The 17,352-nt window shown below is 71.0% G+C and carries 11 protein-coding genes; 8 read left to right on the top strand and 3 right to left on the bottom strand.

The genetic code is table 11. The features are described 5' to 3' along the window. Positions 1-116: 116 nt before the first annotated feature. Both xdhB and MCHT01_RS02530 read right to left on the bottom strand, forming a co-directional pair. Positions 117-2,543: a xanthine dehydrogenase molybdopterin binding subunit gene (xdhB, locus tag MCHT01_RS02525; RefSeq protein WP_169806086.1), complete on the bottom strand. Its 2,427-nt coding sequence runs from the start codon at positions 2,541-2,543 to the stop codon at positions 117-119. Beyond that, complete coding sequence (locus MCHT01_RS02530) at positions 2,540-4,153, bottom strand: xanthine dehydrogenase small subunit (protein WP_067062172.1); 1,614 nt, start codon at positions 4,151-4,153, stop codon at positions 2,540-2,542. The genes xdhB and MCHT01_RS02530 overlap by 4 nt, the downstream gene beginning before the upstream one ends. Positions 4,154-4,365: 212 nt before the next feature. Between MCHT01_RS02530 and MCHT01_RS02535 the strand changes: the two genes are divergently transcribed. The 8 genes from MCHT01_RS02535 (at position 4,366) to MCHT01_RS02570 (ending at position 14,467) form a co-directional block, all read left to right on the top strand. Continuing rightward, entirely contained in the window at positions 4,366-5,313 is a 948-nt protein-coding gene (locus MCHT01_RS02535; protein ID WP_067061973.1) for a LysR family transcriptional regulator, read from the top strand. A 117-nt stretch (positions 5,314-5,430) separates the two neighbouring features. Further along, the gene (gene guaD, locus MCHT01_RS02540) at positions 5,431-6,744 is read left to right on the top strand and encodes a guanine deaminase (RefSeq protein WP_067061975.1); all 1,314 of its coding nucleotides are present in this window, start codon (positions 5,431-5,433) and stop codon (positions 6,742-6,744) included. A 16-nt stretch (positions 6,745-6,760) separates the two neighbouring features. Then, the gene (locus MCHT01_RS02545) at positions 6,761-8,395 is read left to right on the top strand and encodes an ABC transporter ATP-binding protein (protein WP_067061978.1); all 1,635 of its coding nucleotides are present in this window, start codon (positions 6,761-6,763) and stop codon (positions 8,393-8,395) included. Next, positions 8,382-9,464 (top strand): ABC transporter permease, encoded by a 1,083-nt coding sequence (locus MCHT01_RS02550; protein WP_067061980.1) that lies wholly within the window; start codon positions 8,382-8,384, stop codon positions 9,462-9,464. Before MCHT01_RS02545 ends, MCHT01_RS02550 begins: the two co-directional genes overlap by 14 nt. Beyond that, positions 9,464-10,384, top strand: coding sequence for an ABC transporter permease (locus tag MCHT01_RS02555; RefSeq protein WP_067061983.1), 921 nt, complete (start codon positions 9,464-9,466; stop codon positions 10,382-10,384). The genes MCHT01_RS02550 and MCHT01_RS02555 overlap by 1 nt, the downstream gene beginning before the upstream one ends. Positions 10,385-10,459: 75 nt before the next feature. Next, complete coding sequence (locus MCHT01_RS02560) at positions 10,460-11,629, top strand: BMP family ABC transporter substrate-binding protein (RefSeq protein WP_067061986.1); 1,170 nt, start codon at positions 10,460-10,462, stop codon at positions 11,627-11,629. Positions 11,630-11,735: 106 nt separating this feature from the next. Then, on the top strand, positions 11,736-13,775 hold the full coding sequence (locus tag MCHT01_RS02565) for a S9 family peptidase (protein ID WP_067061989.1): 2,040 nt from the start codon (positions 11,736-11,738) through the stop codon (positions 13,773-13,775). Positions 13,776-14,065: 290 nt separating this feature from the next. Next, complete coding sequence (locus MCHT01_RS02570; RefSeq protein WP_084451683.1) at positions 14,066-14,467, top strand: cold-shock protein; 402 nt, start codon at positions 14,066-14,068, stop codon at positions 14,465-14,467. A gap of 117 nt (positions 14,468-14,584) precedes the next feature. Here MCHT01_RS02570 and MCHT01_RS02575 read toward each other — a convergent pair whose 3' ends face one another. After that, positions 14,585-16,957 carry a TonB-dependent receptor plug domain-containing protein gene (locus MCHT01_RS02575; protein ID WP_084451685.1) on the bottom strand — a complete coding sequence of 791 codons (2,373 nt, stop codon included), beginning with the start codon at positions 16,955-16,957 and terminating at the stop codon, positions 14,585-14,587. Positions 16,958-17,352 lie beyond the last annotated feature (395 nt).

The following is a 17,352-nucleotide window of genomic DNA, read 5'->3' on the forward strand; positions in this document are numbered from 1 at the left end:
CGCGGAGCGTCAATCGCAGGGGTGTTGAGGCTCTGGCATGCCACGACCCTCACCCCCACCCCTCTCCCGCGCAGCGGGCGAGGGGCTCAACGCGGCGTCTCTCACGTCACATCACGTCAGGTCGCCGACGAGACCGCCTCGATCGCGTCCAGCACCGCCTCCGGCGTCGCCGGCGCGCGTAGCGGCGGGTCGCACCGCTCGGCCCCGCACGCCGCCACCGCATCCTTGATCGCCAGCAGCACCGAGAACGGCAGCAGCAGCGGCGGTTCCCCGACCGCCTTCGACCGGTGGATGCTGTCCGCCGCATTCGGCGCGTCGAACAGCGCGACGCGGAAGTCCCTCGGCATGTCATTCGCCGTCGGGATCTTGTACGTGCTCGGCGCATGCGTGAGCAGCAGCCCGCTCTTCGGATGCCAGACCAACTCCTCGCTGGTCAGCCATCCCTGTCCCTGGACGAACGCGCCCGCGACCTGTCCGATGTCCAGCGCCGGATTCAAGGACCGGCCGACGTCGTGCAGCACATCCGCCCGCGTGACCCGTGTCTCGCCGGTCAGCGTGTCCACCAGCACCTCCGCCACCGCCGCCCCGAACGCGTAGTAGTAGAACGGCTTGCCTTGCAGCTTCGCGCGGTCCCAATGCAGCCCGGGCGTCGCATAGAAGCCGTCGCTCCAGAGCTGGATCCGCTCCAGATAGGCCTTCGCGACCAGCTCCTTGAACCCGACCGCCTGTCCACCGCCCCGCACCTCGCCGCCGTCGAAGACCAGCGCGTCCTCGCCGCAGCCGAGCAGCCGCGCCGCCAGCGGCATCAGCCGCTGCCTGATCTTGCGCGCCGCGTCCTGCGCCGCCTTGCCGTTCAGGTCCGACCCGGTGGACGCCGCCGTCGCCGACGTGTTGGCCACCTTGCTGGTATCCGTGGCGCTGGCGCGCACCGACGCCGCGGGGATGCCGAGCTCATGCGCCACGACCTGCGCGACCTTGGTGTTGAGCCCCTGGCCCATCTCGGTCCCGCCGTGGTTCACCAGCACCGAGCCGTCGGTGTAGACGTGCACCAGCGCGCCCGCCTGGTTGAGGTGGACCACGTTGAACGAGATGCCGAACTTCACCGGCGTGAGCGCGAGCCCCTTCTTCAGCACGGGACTGCCCGCGTTGAACGCCGTGATCTCCGCGCGCCGCGCGTGATACCCGGAGGTCTCGATCAGCCGGTCGGTCAGCGGGCGGAGGAGGTTGTCCTCGACCTGCTGGCCGTAGGGGGTCAGTTCGTGCCCCTCGCGATAGAAGTTGCGCTGCCGCACCGTGAGCGCATCCACGCCCAGCCGCCGCGCGATGCCGTCGACGATCATCTCGATCGCCAGCGCGCCCTGCGGACCGCCGAAGCCGCGGAAGGCCGTGTTGCTCTGCGTGTTCGTCTTCGCGCAGTAGCCGTGCATGGCCACGTTCGGCAGCCAGTAGGCATTGTCGAAATGGCACAGCGCCCGCGCCATCACCGGCGCCGAGAGGTCGGCGCTGTGGCCGCAGTTGGAGATCAGGTCGATCTCCGCCGCGAGGATGCGGCCCTCGTCGTCGAAGCCCACCGACCAGCGGTAATCGAAGCCATGCCGGCGCCCCGTCACCAGGAAGTCGTCGTCGCGATCGACGCGCAGCTTCACCGGCCGGCGCAGCTGGGTCGCGGCGATCGCGGCCACGCAGGCGAAGAGCGCCGATTGCGACTCCTTGCCGCCGAAGCCGCCGCCCATGCGCCGGCATTGCACCGTGACCTGATGCGCCTGCCAGCCCATCGCATGCGCGACCAGTTGCTGCATCTCCGACGGATGCTGCGTCGAGCAATGAATCAGCAGCGCCTGGTTCTCCTGCGGCAGCGCGTAGCTGATCTGACCTTCCAGATAGAACTGTTCCTGCCCGCCGACGGCCCACTCGCCGTCCAGGCGATGCGGGGCCGCGGCCAGCGCGGATGCGGGCTCGCCGCGCGTCAGGTGCATGGGCGGGATCACGTACTGGCCGACGGCATGGGCCTCGCGCGCGGTCAGCACCGCGGGCAGGGGCGTCGCGACGATGGCCTGCTTGGCGAGCGCGGCGGCGCGGCGCGCCAGCTCCCGATCACGGGCGATCACCGCGAAGACCGGCTGGCCGACGTAGCGCAGCTCGCCCTCCGCGAGGATGGGGTCGTCGTGGAGCAGGGGACCGCAGTTGTTCTCGGCGGGGATGTCGGCGGCGGTGAGCACCGCCACCACGCCGGGTTGGCGGCGCAGGAGTTCCAGATCGATGGACACCAGCGTCCCGCGCGCGATCGGCGACAGCCCGAGCGCCGCATGCAGCGTGCCGTGGGCTTCGGCGATGTCGTCGATGTAGACGGCCTCGCCGCTCACGTGCAGGTGGGCGGACTCGTGCGCGCGGCTGACACCGACCTGAGGCCGCGACTCGGGCGTCGGGCCCGAGTCCAGGGCGGTGGAGGCGTGACCCGCTGCGGGATCGAGGATCGGATCGACGGTGCGATTGACGCGGGGATCGCCGGTGCGATCCATCGGCAGCTCGGCGGGCTTGTTCATGCGACGCTCCGCTGCAGGTTGATGGCTTGCCAGACGCTGGCCGACGCGGCGGCGACCGGGGCATCGGCGCGGGTCTCCAGCCAGAAGCGCCGGATCAGGTTGGCCGCGACGCGCTGCCGGTAGCCGGCGCTCGCGCGCAGGTCGGTCATCGGCGTGAAGTCCTCGGTCAGCGCCAGCGCGGCGGCCGCCTGGCTCGCTTCGTTCCAGGCCCGGCCGCTGACGGCGGCCTCGGCCTTGGCGGCGCGGCGCACGGTTGCGGCCATGCCGCCGAAGGCGAAGCGCACGTCGCGCGCGACGCCATCCTCCAGCCGCAGGCTCAGCACGGCGCAAACGGCGGAGATGTCGCTGTCATAGCGCTTGGCGATCTTGTAGCCGCGCAGCCGGGTGCCGGCGGACGGCTCGGGCACCTCGACGGCCTCGACGAACTCGCCGGGCCGCAAGGCGTTCTTCATGTAGTCCAGATAGAAGTCCTCGAGCGGCATCGCGCGCCGCGTCGCACCCAGCCGCAGCACGAGGCGCGCGCCCAGCGCGATCAGCGCGGGCGGGCCGTCGCCGATGGGCGAGCCGTTGGCGACGTTGCCGCCCAGCGTGCCGGCGTTGCGCACCGGCGGCGAGGCGAAGCGCAGCCAGAGCTCGCGCAGCGCCGGGACGCGTTCGGCCAAGGCGGCCCAGGCTTCCTCCAGCGGGACGGCGGCGCCGATGCGCAGCGTCGTGCGCGAAGCCGGCGCGGGCACCGCCGCCGCCGCGACGGCCGGCCCGGCGGACAGGTGGCCGTTGGCGCTCATCACACCCGGCGCGGCGCCCTGGCCGTGGACGGTGATCACGTCGATGCGGCGCAGGTCCTCGACGCGTCCGGTGAGGATCACGTCGCCCAGCTCGCGCTGCTGCTTGTTGACCCACAGGCCCACGTCGGTCGCGCCGGCGACCAGGCGAGCGTCCGGCATGGCCTCGCGCAGCGCCGCCAGTTCCTCCAGCGTGCGCGGCGCGAAGACGCGTTGCGGCGTGCCGGCGCGAGAGCGGGCTTCGTAGTGAAGCGCCGGGTCGTCCCGCAGCCCGCGCAGCGCGGCGACGATCGGCGCGCGGTCCAGCGTGCGGACGGGTTGCTCGAACATGCGCTCGCCGGCGTCCAGCAGCGGCCGGTAGCCGGTGCAGCGGCAGAGGTTGCCGGCGAGGTCGTCCGCCAGATCCTGTCGCGTCGGCCGCGTGCCGCAGGCCTGATGGCGCTCGTAGACCGCCTGCATGGTCATCGCGAAGCCGGGGGTGCAGAAGCCGCATTGCGAGCCGTGGCAGTCCACCAGCGCCTGCTGCACCGGACCGAGGTCGGTGCTCGCGCCCAGGTCCTCGACCGTCAGCAGCGCCTGGCCGTCCAGCATCGGCAGGAACTGGATGCAGGCGTTGACCGCGCGCAGCGAGACGGCCTCGCCGTCGGTGTCGAGCTCACCGACCAGCACGGTGCAGGCGCCGCAGTCGCCCTCGGCGCAGCCCTCCTTGGTGCCGGCGCAGCGGGCGTGCTCGCGCAGGTACTGCAACACCGTGGTCTGCGGCGGCAGTCCTTCGACGGACTGCACGCGGCCCTGGTGGAAGAAGCGGATCGGACGAGGAGAGCTCATGAACGGCTGGCCGGGGTCGAAGGCGGGCAATGAATGGCGTCGGAACGAATGCAAGAACCGCACCGCCCGGGACGGGCGTCCGAGACGGATCGAGCGTTTGTCGAACGCCCATCAAGCGCATGTCGCGCGCGGATGCAATGACTTGGAACGGTACTCCTGTGCCGGAGTAATGGTTATACGATGCGGCGTATAGCCTACATATGTCATCGCTTATGCCGCAGGACCTGCCTTTCGACAAGATCGACCTCCTTCTGGTGCGGGTGCTGCAGACCTTGATTTCCGAGCGCAGTGTGTCCAGGGCCGCGATGCGGCTCGGCAGCACGCAGCCCGCCTTGAGCGCGCAGCTGCGGCGTCTGCGCACCCTGACGGGCGACCCGCTGCTGGTGCGCAGCGGCGCCGGCATGACGCCCACCGCGACCGCGCTGGAGTTGCTCGCCCCCGCCGAACGCCTGCTGCGCGAGGCCGACGAGCTTTTCGGCACGCGCCTGCGCAAGACCGGCTTCGACCCCGCCACCGCGGACCTGCGCTTCCGGCTGGCCGCGAGCGATTACCTGGATCCGCTGTTCCTGCCCCTGCTGGTGGCGCGGCTGCAGCGGCTCGCGCCCGGCGTGCAGCTCGACTTGCAGCCGCTCACGGCCGAATACGACTACCGCGCCTCGCTCGCCCGCGGCGAGGTGGACCTGGTGATCGGCAACTGGCTGGAGCCGCCCGCCGAGCTGCATCTGGGCCGGCTGCTGGTGGACGAGGTGGTCTGCCTGGTCGGCAAGGATCACCCTGCCGCCCGCATGGCGCCGCGCGCCTGGACGCAGGAGCGCTACCTGGCCTGCCAGCACCTGGCGCCCATGCCGCTCAGCCCGGGCCAGCCCGGTGTGATCGAGCAGCACCTGGCCTCGCTGGGTCTGGAGCGCCGCATCGCCGTGCGCGGCGCGCATTTCAGCCAGCTGCCGCAGATGGTGGCGCGCAGCCTGCTCGTGCTGACCACCGGGCGGCTGTTCTGCAACCGCTTCCTCGATCAACTGCCGGTCACGGTGCTGCGCTGCCCCGTGGCCTTCCCGCCGATGACCTACTACCAGCTCTGGCACGACGTCAGCCACAACAGCGCCCCGTTGCGCTGGCTGCGCGAGCAGGTCCGGGAGACCGCCCGCGAGCTGGTGCCCTGATCCCCGGCGCATCGCGCGTCGGAGATGCCTCGCCGGCCCGAGGGACAGGGCCGAGCCGGCAGGACCGACGCGCGCGAGTCCGTCCCCTTATCCTTCTGTTTTCCTGATTGACCCCGCATGACGATTGAACGCTCCGCCGCTCCGGCGCGCCTGGCCCTGAAGGGCGACCTGCTGGACTTCGCCGCCGCGCCGCAATGGGCGCGCGTGGACGATCCCGCCGTGCGCTTCTTCCCCGACCACTGGCTGCTGATCGAGCACGGCCGCATCGCCGGCCTCCAGGCCGCTGATCCGGGCGAGGGCTGGCAGCGCGAGGACCACTCGGGCCGGCTCATCCTGCCGGGCTTCGTCGACACGCATGTGCACAGCCCGCAGCTGGACGTGATTGCGTCCTACGGGACCGAGCTGCTGGACTGGCTCAACACCTATACCTTCCCGGCCGAGGGCCGCTACATCGACCCCGAGGTCGCGCGCTTCGGCGCGGACCGCTTCCTGGACGCGCTGCTGGCGCACGGCACGACCTCGGCCGTCGTGTATCCGACGGTGCACAAGGTCTCGGCCGACGCGCTCTTCGACGCGGCCGCCGAACGCGGCATGCGGCTGATCACCGGCAAGGTGCTGATGGACCGCCACGCGCCCGAGGGCCTGCGCGACGACGTGGTCCAGGCCGAGCGCGACTGCCTGGACCTGATCGCCCGCCACCACGGCCGTGAGCGCCTGTCCTATGCGGTCACGGTGCGCTTCGCTCCCACCAGCACGCCCGAGCAGCTGGCCATGGCCGGCGCGCTGTGCCGCGCCGATGCCAGCCTCTACATGCAGACCCACGTGGCCGAGAACCGCGGCGAGGTCGAGTGGGTGGCCAAGCTCTTCCCCGAGGCGCGCAGCTACCTGGACGTCTACGACCGCGTCGGCCTGCTGCATCCGCGCGCGGTGCTGGCGCACGGCATCTGGCTGGACGACGAGGACCGCCGCGTGCTGCTGCGCAGCGGCGCGCAGATCGCGCATTGCCCGTCGTCCAATCTGTTCCTGGGCAGCGGGCTGTTCGACTGGCCCGGCGCGCTCAACGCCGGTGTGCGCGTCAGCGCGGCCAGCGACGTGGGCGGCGGGACCTCGCTGTCGGCGCAGCGCACGCTGGCGGACGGCTACAAGGTGCAGGCGCTCAACGGCCAGCGCCTGACCGCCTGGGCGGGCCTGCACGCGGCCACGCGCGGCGCGGCCGAGGCCCTGGGTTTGTCGGAGGAACTGGGCCACTTCGGCGTGGCTACACTGGCCGACGTCTGTATCTGGGACTGGGCCGTCGGGCCGGTCGCGCAGGCCCGCATGGACCTGGCCCGCGATCCGCATGAACGCGCCTTCGCCTGGATGACGCTGTCGGACGAACGCAACCTGGTCGCCAGCTATGTCGCTGGCGCGCTCCGTTACCGGAGACCCTGAGGAGCCCCCGCCGCCCATGACCCCGCCGCGCCTGGAACTTCGCCGCATCAGCAAGCAGTACCCGGGCGTGAGGGCCAATGACGCGGTCTCGCTGCGCGTCGCGCCGGGCGAGATCCACGCGGTCCTGGGCGAGAACGGCGCGGGCAAGTCCACGCTGATGAAGATCATCGCGGGCGCGGTGCGGGCCGACGGCGGCGAGCTGCTGTGGGACGGCGTCGCGCAGGCGGTGCGCACGCCCGCGCAGGCGAGGGCGCTGGGCATCAGCATGGTCTACCAGCACTTCTCGCTGTTCGACTCGCTGAGCGCGGCGCAGAACATCTGGCTGGGGCTGGACCGCTCGATCACGCTGGACGCGGTGCGCGCCCGGGTGCGCGAGCTCTCCGCCGAGTACGGCCTGCCGCTGGACCCCGAACGTCCGGTCCATGCGCTGTCGGTGGGCGAGCGCCAGCGGGTCGAGATCCTGCGCGCGCTGATGACCTCGCCGCGGCTGCTGATCCTGGACGAGCCCACCTCGGTGCTGACGCCGCAGGCGGTGGAGGCGCTGTTCGTGACGCTGCGGCAGCTGGCCGCGCAGGGCTGCGCGATCCTCTACATCAGCCACAAGCTCGACGAGATCCGCGCGCTGTGCCATCGCTGCACGGTGATGCGCGCGGGCCGCGTGACCGGCGAGGTCGATCCGCGCGAGCAGACCAACGCCGGCCTGTCGCAGCTGATGATCGGCGCGGAGCCGCCCAGGCTCACCGCGCGCGCGACCCATGCCGACGCGCCGGTGCGGCTGCGGGTGCGCGGGCTGAGCCTCGCGCCGGAGACGCCGCATGGCACGGCGCTGGTGGACATCGCGCTCGAGCTGCGCCGCGGCGAGATCCTCGGCCTGGCCGGCGTGTCCGGCAACGGCCAGCAGGAACTGCTGCGCGCCCTGTCCGGCGAGGACCGGCGAGCGCCGCGCGGCGCGATCACCTGGGTGGACGATGTGCCGCGCACCGCGCGTCGGGGCTCGGCCTCGCCATCGGCGGACCGCGACACGCCCGCCGACATCGCCCGGCGCCATGCCGCGGGAGGGGGCGGCGACGCGGGCGTCGTCGTCGACCTCGGGCCGCTCGGCCCCGGTCGCCGCCGCGCGCTGGGGTTGCACCATGTGCCGGAGGAGCGCCTCGGGCGCGGCGCGGTGCCGGCGATGTCGCTGGCGCAGAACACCTTGCTGACGCGGCGCGAGCCGGTCGGCGTGCTCGGCCATGTGTCGACGGCGAAGGCGACGGCCCTGGCGCGCCGGCTGATCGAGCGCTTCGGCGTCCGCGCCGCGGGGCCGCAGGCGGCCGCGCGCAGCCTGTCCGGCGGCAATCTGCAGAAGTTCATCATGGGCCGCGAGATCGACGCCGCGCCCCAGGCGCTGATCGTCGCGCAGCCGACCTGGGGCGTGGACGTGGGCGCGGCGGCGCAGATCCGCGCGGAGCTGCTCGCGCTGCGCGAGGCGGGCTGCGCGCTCCTGGTGCTGAGCGAGGAACTCGACGAGCTCTTCGAGCTCAGCGACCGCCTGATGGTGATGGCGCGGGGGCGGCTCTCTCCGGCGATCCCGGTGGCCGAGGCCAGCGTGCAGCGCGTCGGCCTGTGGATGAGCGGACTGTGGGAGGAGGACGTCCATGCTGCGGCTTGAACCGCGCGCGCAGCCGTCGACGGCGATGTCGCTGGCCTCGCCGCTGATGGCGCTGGCGCTGACCACGCTGATCGGCGTCGCGCTCTTCCTCGCGCTGGGCAAGGACCCGGTGCAGGGCCTGCGCATGTTCTTCTGGGAGCCGCTGCGCAATGGGTACGCGCTGGGCGAGCTGGGCCTGAAGGCGACGCCGCTGGTGCTGATCGCGCTGGGCCTGGCCGTGGCCTTCCGCGCCAACGTCTGGAACATCGGCGCCGAGGGCCAGTTCGTCGCCGGCGCGATGGCCGCGGGCTGGGTCGCGATGCAGGCGGACGCCGGCAGCACGAAGCTGATCGTCCTGCCCATCCTGATCGCCGGCGCGCTGGGCGGCATGGCCTGGGCCTCGATCGCGGCCTTCCTGCGCGACCGCTTCCACGCGAACGAGATCCTGGTCAGCCTGATGCTGGTCTACGTCGCGGAGCTGCTGCTGCAGTACCTGGTCTACGGGCCGTGGAAGGACCCGGCCGGCTACAACTTCCCGCAGACCATCACCTTCCTGCCCGCGACGCAGCTGCCCAAGCTGTTCCCCGGCACGCGACTGCACATCGGCGTGTGGATCGCGCTGGCGGCGGTCGTCGGTGGCTGGTGGCTGCTGTTCCGATCGATGGCGGGCTTCGCGCTGCAGGCCGGCGGCATCGCGCCGATGGCGGCGCGCTATGCGGGCTTCTCCTCGCGCGGCGCGCTGTGGGGGGCGATGGCGCTGTCGGGCGGGCTGGCGGGACTGGCGGGCGGGCTGGAGGCGGCGGGACCGCTGGGGCAGCTCACGCCCTATGTGCCGGTGGGCTACGGCTTCGCGGCCATCATCGTGGCCTTCGTCGGCCGGCTGCATCCGGTGGGCATCGTGCTGTCGGGGATCCTGATGAGCATGTTCTACATCGGCGGGGAGCTCGCGCAATCGCGGCTGGGCCTGCCCAAAGCCATCACCGGCGTGTTCCAGGGCCTGCTGCTGTTCAGCCTGCTGGCCTGCGACACGCTCATCCACTACCGGATCCGCAGCGTGCGCGGTCTCGGCGCTTCCGAGGAGGCGCGCTGATGGAGACCTACGCGCTGCTCATCGCCGCGACGCTGAACGCCGGCACGCTGATCGCCCTGGCCGCGCTGGGGCTGCTGATCAACGAGCGGGCCGGGGTGGTGAACCTCGGGGCCGAGGGGATGATGCTGGTCGCCGCGATCGCGGGCTTCGCCGCGGCGGTGCACAGCGGCAGCGACGTCGTGGGCTTCCTCGCCGGCATCGGCGCGGGCGCGCTGATGGCGCTGGCCTTCGGCCTGCTCGCGGTCTACCTCAACACCAACCAGTACGCGACCGGACTGGCGCTGAGCCTCTTCGGCGCGGGCTTCTCCGCCTTCGTCGGCCAGAACTACGTGCAGGCCAAGCTGACCGAGCGCCCGCACTTCGCGGTGCCAGGTCTTGCCGACCTCCCGTTCATCGGTCCGGCGTTGTTCCGCCAGCACCCGCTGGTCTACGGCGCGATCGCGCTGACCGCGCTGCTGGCCTGGGCGCTGGCCCGCACCCGCACCGGCCTGGTGCTGCGCGCGGTGGGCGAGTCCCCCGAATCGGCGCATGCGCTGGGCTATCCGGTGCGGCGCATCCGGCTCGGCGCGGTCGTGGTGGGCGGCGCGCTGTGCGGGCTGGCGGGCGCCTACTGCTCGGTCGTGTACACGCCGCTGTGGGTGGAGGGCATGATCGCCGGCAAGGGCTGGATCGCGCTGGCGCTGACCAGCTTCGCGACCTGGCGTCCGGCACGTGTCTTGCTCGGCGCCTGTCTGTTCGGGGGCGTGACCATGCTGCAGTTCCACCTGCAAGGGCAGGGCGTGCAGGTGGCCAGCCAGTTCCTGAGCATGCTGCCCTACCTGGCCACGATCGTGGTGCTGGTGCTGATCTCGCGCAACGAGAGCTTCATCCGCGCCAACATGCCGGCCTCGCTGGGACGCCCCTTCCACCCTGGCGGTTAGCCGCGACGGCCTGCGCGCCGGACCGCGTCGCCGTCCTCGTCGAAGCCTTCCTTCATCCGATCCTCTGGAGCCCCCATGACCCCTCGCGCCCTGACCCGTCGTCCGCTGCTCGCCGCCACGGCGGCGGCCCTGTTGCTGCTGGCCGGCTGCGGCAAGAAGGACGAGGCGCCCGCCGGCGCGGCGTCCGCGCCCGAGGCCGGCGCCACCGCGGGCAGCGGCGCCACCGGCGAGCCGCTGAACATCGCCTTCGCCTATGTCGGCCCGGTCGGCGACGGCGGCTGGACCTTCGCGCACGACAACGCGCGCAAGGCGCTGGAGAAGGAATTCGGCCCCCGCATCAAGACCACCTTCGTCGAGAAGGTGCCCGAGGCCGCCGACGCCGAACGCGTCTTCCGCGACATGGTCCAGCAGGGCAACACCCTGGTCTTCGGCACGACCTTCGGCTACATGGAGCCGATGCTCAAGGTCGCGGCCGACAGCCCGCAGCTGAAGTTCGAGCACGCCACCGGCTACAAGCAGTCGGCCAACCTGCGGACCTACGATTCCCGCACCTACGAGGGCGCCTACATGGCCGGCGTCGTCGCGGGCGCGATGACCAAGACCGGGACGCTGGGCGTGGTGGGCTCCATCCCCATCCCCGAGGTCATCCGCAACATCAACAGCTTCGCGCTGGGCGCGCAGAGCAGCAACCCCAAGGTCACGGTCAAGGTCGTGTGGGTCAACGACTGGTTCAACCCCCCGCAGGAGACCAACGCCGCGCAGACGCTGATCAACGCCGGCGCCGACGTGTTGATGCAGAACACCGATTCCAGCGCCGTGCTGCAGACCGCCGAGAAGAACGGCAAGTACGCCTTCGGCTGGGACTCGGACATGAGCAGCTACGGGCCGAAGGCCCACCTGGGCTCGGCGGTGATCAACTGGGCGCCGTACTACATCGCGACCGTGAAGTCGGTGCTGGACGGCAGCTGGAGCGCCGGTCCCGGCAAGCACAGCTGGTGGGGCGTCAAGGAGGGCGCGATCGACCTGGTCTCGCTCAACGCCGCGGTGCCGGCGGAGGCGAAGGCGCGGCTGGATCAGGTGAAGGCCGGTCTGAAGGACGGCAGCTTCGTGATCTGGAAGGGCCCCATCGCCGGACAGGACGGCAAGGAGGTCCTGGCCAAGGACGCCGTCGCCGACGACAAGTTCCTGCAGGGCATCAAGTTCTACGTGAAGGGCGTCGAGGGACAGGTGCCGGCCGGCAAGTGACCCCGCGCCCGGCACGCCGGGTTCGACCGGGGCCATCCGCCCCGGCCCACGAGGTCGGTCCCACGAGGCCGGCCCACCGTATTTCCATCCAACTCAGGGAGACACGATGAGAGAGCAGACCTTGCGCGCCGCCGTCGGCGCCCGCTGCGTGGCGATGGCCGCGGCCCTCGCGCTGAACGCCGCGGCGCAGGCCGCCGCGCCGCGTCCGGAGGCGCCCGCCGCCAAGTCCGCCGCGCAGCCGGTGGCGCCGCGCGCGGCCAAGCCCTACACGATCGAGCAGTTCATGGCGACGACCTCGATCACCGGGGCCTCCTTCTCGGCCGACGAGAAGCGCATCCTGTTCAGCAGCAACGTGACCGGCGTGTTCAACGTCTACAGCGTCTCCGTCGACGGCGGCGAGCCGGTGGCGCTCACCCGGTCCACGACCGACACGCATTACGGCGTGAGCTATTTCCGCCATGACGACCGCGTGCTCTACACCCGCGATCGGGGCGGCGACGAGAACAACCACCTCTACGTGCGCGAGCTCGACGGCAGCGAGAAAGACCTGACCCCCGGCGAGAAGCTCAAGGCCGCCTTCATCGGCTGGAGCCAGGACGGCGACAGCTTCTACGTGACCACCAACGAGCGCGACGCCCGCTATCTCGACGTCTACCGCTACGACGCGAAGGGCTATGCGCGCGAGCTGGTCTACCGCAACGACGACGGGCTGGCGGTGTTCGGCGTCAGCGGGGACGGTCGCTGGATCGCGCTGGGGCGGACCAACACGACGGCCGACTCCGACGTGTTGCTGCACGACACGCGCAGCAAGGAAACGGAGCACCTGACGCCGCACGAGGGCGTGGCCTCGTTCAACGCGGCGAGCTTCGATCCCGAGTCCAGGACGCTGCTGATCCTGAGCAACGAAGGGCGCGAGTTCACGCGGCTGCAGGCCTACGACCTGGCCTCGGGCCGGACGCGCGAGATGGAGCAGGCGGACTGGGACATCGTCTACAGCGTGTTCTCGCGCGACGGCCGCTACCGCGTCACCGGCATCAACGCCGATGCCAGCCTGACGCTGCGCATCGTCACCACCGCCGACGGCAAGCCGGTCGCGCTGCCCAAGCTGCCGGGCGGCGAGCTGCGCGGGGTGAGCTTCTCCCGCAGCAGCCAGCGCATGGCCTTCTACCTGAACGGGGACCGCTCGCCGAGCAACCTTTACGTCTACGACTTCGGGACCAGGCAGGCGAAGCAGCTGACCCACAGCCTGTCCCGCGAGATCGATCCCGAGGAGCTGGTGGAAGGCCGCATCGTGCGCTTCCGCTCCTTCGACGGGATGGTGATCCCGTCGGTCTACTACCAGCCCAAGGAGGCCTCGCCGACGCACAAGGTGCCGGCGGTGCTCTACGTGCATGGCGGCCCCGGCGGCCAGACCATGCGCGGCTACAACGCGACCATCCAGTACCTGGTGAACCACGGCTACGCGGTGCTGGGCATCAACAACCGCGGCAGCTCGGGCTACGGGAAGAGCTTCTTCACCGCCGACGACGGCAAGCACGGCCGCGAGCCGCTGTGGGACTGCATCGAGGCCAAGACCTATCTGGCGGGGACCGGCGTGATCGATCCGGAGCGCATCGGCATCATGGGCGGCAGCTACGGCGGCTACATGACGCTGGCGGCGATGGCCTTCCGGCCCGAGGCCTTCAAGGTGGGCATCGACATCTTCGGCGTGTCCAACTGGCTGCGCACGCTGGAGTCGATCCCGCCCTACTGGGAGAGCTTCCGCCAGGCGCTGTACCAGGAGATCGGCGATCCGGTGAAGGACAAGGAGATGCTGATCGCCACCTCGCCGCTGTTCCATGCCAAGGAGATCCGCAAGCCGCTGATGGTGATCCAGGGCAAGAACGACCCGCGCGTGATCAAGCCGGAGAGCGACGAGATCGTCGAGGCGGTCCGGAAGAACGGCGTACCGGTCGAGTACGTGGTCTTCGACGACGAGGGCCACGGTTTCACGAAGAAGAAGAACCAGATCGTGTCCAACCGCCAGATGCTGGCCTTCCTCGACCGCTACCTGAAGCCGGGCGTGCAGGCGACCGCGCCCCCCGCGACGCCGGCCGCCGCGCCCGCGGCGGGCGCCGACGCCGCCACGCCGGCCAGCGTGCGCTAGCGCACGCACCCGGTGCGCTGATCGCCGGGAAGCCCGTCGCCATCGGGGCGACGGGCCGATCGTTCTCTGAAATTCGTCTGAATTCTCCCAGTCGTTGCACGGCTTACAGGTCGTTGCCTGGCGCGTGCGCGGCCCAGGCAGGATCCATCCCCTACGCCCGGCCCACGCTGCCGGGCCATGTCCGATCAGAGAGAGAAGCGCCCGGCCAGGGCGCCTTGCGGGCCACCTGCCCGCGGCGCAGGGACGGGCGACCACACCGGATCAAGCCGGTGGCATTGGGGGATTCAGAGATGCGATTCGAAGGAACCTTGGATAGCTGGTACGCCGAGCGCGGCCATGGCATGGTGCGACCGGAGCAGGGCGGCGAAGCCCTGTTCGTGCACGTGTCGGCCTTCCCGCTGGACGGCCAGTCGCCTCAGGAAGGCGAACGCGTGAGTTTCGAGGTTGTGTCCAAGAGTGACGGCAGCAAACAGGCGGTCCGCCTGCAGCGCCTGTCGGCCTACAAGCTGCCGTCGCAGCTGCGCCCGGTGCGCCAGGGCTCGCGCCCGCCGCGGCCGATCGGCCGCCGCCGCACCTCGCCCCTGGTCTGGATGGTGCTGGCGCTGCTGGCCCTGGGCGTGGGCGCCACCGTGTGGTCGCCCGCCAGCCATGCGCTGGTCGCCTCGCGCGAGGCCGCGTCCGCGCGGCACTGACACCGACAAGTTGACTCCTGGGGGGCCGGCAATCGCGGCCCCCGTCGCCCTCGCGGGGCTCCCGTGCCCCGCCTTCAGGCTGCCGTCATGGCAGCCTTTTTTGCGTCCGACGCGCGCTCAGACCTTCATTTCCAAGCGCACCTGCCAGACGGTGAAGCTGCGGCCGGTGCTCTCGCTGGTGACGATGCGGCCCGGCGTGATCGACAGGCTGCCGTTGCCGTAGCTCAGCGGCTCCAGGTTGCTCGCGGAGACGCGCAGCGCCACCGCGGGCGAGAAGGTCCACATCGCGAAGGCGTCGATGACGCGCTTCTTGTCGATGTCGGCCAGCACCTGGTTGCTCTGCTGCAGCAGGTTGGACGGCGTGTAGTTCAGCGAGGCGCCCAGCGTCAGCGGGAGCGTGCGCAGGCGGTAGTCGGCGCCGAGGTTGGCCGTGTAGCGCGGCTGCTGGTCCAGCCGGTTGTTGGGCCCCTGGATGCCGTCGACCGCCGAGTGGAACAGCGACAGGTTGCTGCGCAGGTTGACGGGCAGCGCGTCGGTCAGGTACTCGTCGAGGCGGAACTTGGCCTCGAGCTCGACGCCGTAGGTCGTCGCGTCGCCGATGTTGCGCGGGCGCACGACGTAGCGGGGGACCGGCGAGTACGGGACCGGCTCGAGCATGGCCTGGCTGCGGATCAGGTCGGTGATGCGGCGGTAGAAGAAGTTGGCGCTGAGCAGGCCGCCCTTGCTGAGGTACTTCTCGTAGCCGATCTCGACGCCGGTGGCCATCTCGGGCTTGAGGCCCGGATTGCCCATGCGGTCGGGCGAGTCGATGGTGTTGGTGGTGCAGGGCGGCTGCGTCGGGTCGCCGCAGGCGTAGCGGTTGCTGATGCTCAGGCGGCCGACGATGTCGTTCAGGTTGGGCGCGCGGTAGCTGCGCGTCAGGCTGGCGCGGATCTGTTCCTTGCTCTTCTCGTCGAGCTTGTAGACCGCGTGCAGCAGCGGGGTCAGCACGCTGGAGGTGTTGCTGATCGGACCCAGGTTGCTGGTGCTCTCGGTCTTGATGCCTTCCCAGCGCAGACCGGCGTAGAAGCCCCATTGCTTGCCCAGGCTCCACTCGTCCTGCGCGTAGGCGGCGAAGCGGCGGGTCGATGCGTTGACGTTGTCGCCGAAGTCGGCCAGGTAGACGCAGGGCGCGCCGGCCGAGCCCTCGACATAGCTCTGCAGGCAGGTGCGCGTCTGGTTGCGGCGGGTGCCTTCGCCCTCGAGCCCGGCGACCAGGTTGTGCTCGTTGTCGAGCTGGTGGGTCAGCTTGGTGCTGAAGCTCCAGGAGGTGTCGCGGCTGCGGGTGTCGTCGTCCTGCGTGCGGTAGAACGCCAGGCCGTTGTCCTCCTCGCGGTGCGAGGCGCTGTTCATCGTCATCCGGCCGACGCCGACGCGGGACTCCAGGCGCGAGTGCTCGTCGATGCGCTTGTTCCACTGCAGGTTGAGCCGGGCCATGGCGGCGCGGCTGCTGCCGTCGGTGGACGCGTCGGTGTAGCGGATGTGGTCGAGGTCGGTGGTCGGGAGCGCCGGCGTCTGGTCCTGGTTGAACTGGCTGGCGCTGGTGCCGCGGTTGACCATCACGAAGGGCTGGATGGCGAGGGTGTCGCCGCCGTCCAGGCGCAGCTGCAGGCGGCCCGTCATGTTGAGCGACTTGCGCTGGTCGTCGGCGTGGCCGAGGTTGGTCAGCAGGGTCTGGCGGGTGACGTTGCCCTGCGGATCGACGAGCTGGGTCAGCGAGGTCGAGTGGATGTCGTCGACGCGCTTGTGCTGCATCGCGTTGACGGTGAAGTTGTAGGCGCCGCCGTTGTCGTCCAGCTTGTCGTTGCGGGTCCAGCTCAGGTGCGGGGTGACGTGGTCGCGCTCGAAGGCGGCGGCGACGCGGACCTCGTTGAGGCGGCGCTGGAGGGCCTCGCGGAGCACGACGTTGATGGTGCCGGCGATGGCGCGGGCGCCGAACTCGGCGGTGGGCGCGCGCATGACCTCGATGCGCTCGATCTGCTCGGGCGGCAACTCGTCGAGCGAGAAGCCCGGCGGCATGCGCTCGCCGTTCACCAGGATCTGCGTGTAGCCGCTGCCCATGCCGCGCATGCGGATCTCGCCGCCTCGGCCGGGGCGGCCGCCGGTGGTGACGCCGGGCAGGCGCTTGAGGACTTCACCGATGGTGCTGTCGCCGTAGCGTTCGATCTCCTCGCGGCCGATGATGATCTTCGAGGCGGTGGAGGCGCGGCGCTGATCGTCGTCGCGCGAGGTGCCCTGGATCTCGACGCGATCCAGGCGGGCGTCGGGCTTGACCGGCGCGGCGTCGCTGCGGGCGCGCGACGGCGGGGAGGCCGGTGCCGGCGGGGAGGTGGGCGCCTTCTGCGGGGGCGCTTCGGCGGGGGGCGCGGTCTGGGACCAGGCGGAGCTGCCGAGGGCCAGCAACAGGGCGAACGAAAGAGGCTGCAGGGCAGGGCGGCGGGTGCGTGTCATCGAGGTCAATGGCAAGGCAAGCGCGGCCAGTCTGGCGACGGCTAGGACGGAAGCGCGGGGAGTGGACGGAGCGTCGGCGCACGTGTCGGGATGGACACGGCGCGAGCGGGCGCAAGGATCGCACGGTGTACGTTTGGTGACGAAGGTCGCGCCCGACTTTCATCCTTCTTTACCTGAGGTGATGGGGATGCGCGACGGGACTGCGGGCAAACCCCGACGGCAGGCCCATGGCTGCGGGGTTGCGGGGCGAGGCGAGCCGCCAATGAAGAAGGCCACCCGTGTGGGTGGCCTTCGGAAGAGGGTATCCGTGACGCTGGTGACGGGTTCCAGCTTTCTGCCCTATGTCGCAGCCGGTTGTTGTCTCGGATGCCTTGCATTCTGCCGACGCTCTGTGA

The sequence above is a fragment of the Mitsuaria chitosanitabida ATCC BAA-476 = NBRC 102408 genome, assembly GCF_001598255.1.
GTDB classification, from domain to species: Bacteria; Pseudomonadota; Gammaproteobacteria; order Burkholderiales; family Burkholderiaceae_C; genus Roseateles; species Roseateles chitosanitabidus.

Coding starts and splice junctions, on each gene's coding strand:
- MCHT01_RS02545 (WP_067061978.1), top strand. CDS start 6,761: ATGACCCCGCCGCGCCTGGAACTTCGCCGCATCAGCAAGCAGTACCCG.
- MCHT01_RS02570 (WP_084451683.1), top strand. CDS start 14,066: ATGCGATTCGAAGGAACCTTGGATAGCTGGTACGCCGAGCGCGGCCAT.
- MCHT01_RS02535 (WP_067061973.1), top strand. CDS start 4,366: ATGCCGCAGGACCTGCCTTTCGACAAGATCGACCTCCTTCTGGTGCGG.
- guaD (WP_067061975.1), top strand. CDS start 5,431: ATGACGATTGAACGCTCCGCCGCTCCGGCGCGCCTGGCCCTGAAGGGC.
- MCHT01_RS02555 (WP_067061983.1), top strand. CDS start 9,464: ATGGAGACCTACGCGCTGCTCATCGCCGCGACGCTGAACGCCGGCACG.
- MCHT01_RS02550 (WP_067061980.1), top strand. CDS start 8,382: ATGCTGCGGCTTGAACCGCGCGCGCAGCCGTCGACGGCGATGTCGCTG.
- xdhB (WP_169806086.1), bottom strand. CDS start 2,543: ATGAACAAGCCCGCCGAGCTGCCGATGGATCGCACCGGCGATCCCCGC.
- MCHT01_RS02530 (WP_067062172.1), bottom strand. CDS start 4,153: ATGAGCTCTCCTCGTCCGATCCGCTTCTTCCACCAGGGCCGCGTGCAG.
- MCHT01_RS02575 (WP_084451685.1), bottom strand. CDS start 16,957: ATGACACGCACCCGCCGCCCTGCCCTGCAGCCTCTTTCGTTCGCCCTG.
- MCHT01_RS02565 (WP_067061989.1), top strand. CDS start 11,736: ATGAGAGAGCAGACCTTGCGCGCCGCCGTCGGCGCCCGCTGCGTGGCG.
- MCHT01_RS02560 (WP_067061986.1), top strand. CDS start 10,460: ATGACCCCTCGCGCCCTGACCCGTCGTCCGCTGCTCGCCGCCACGGCG.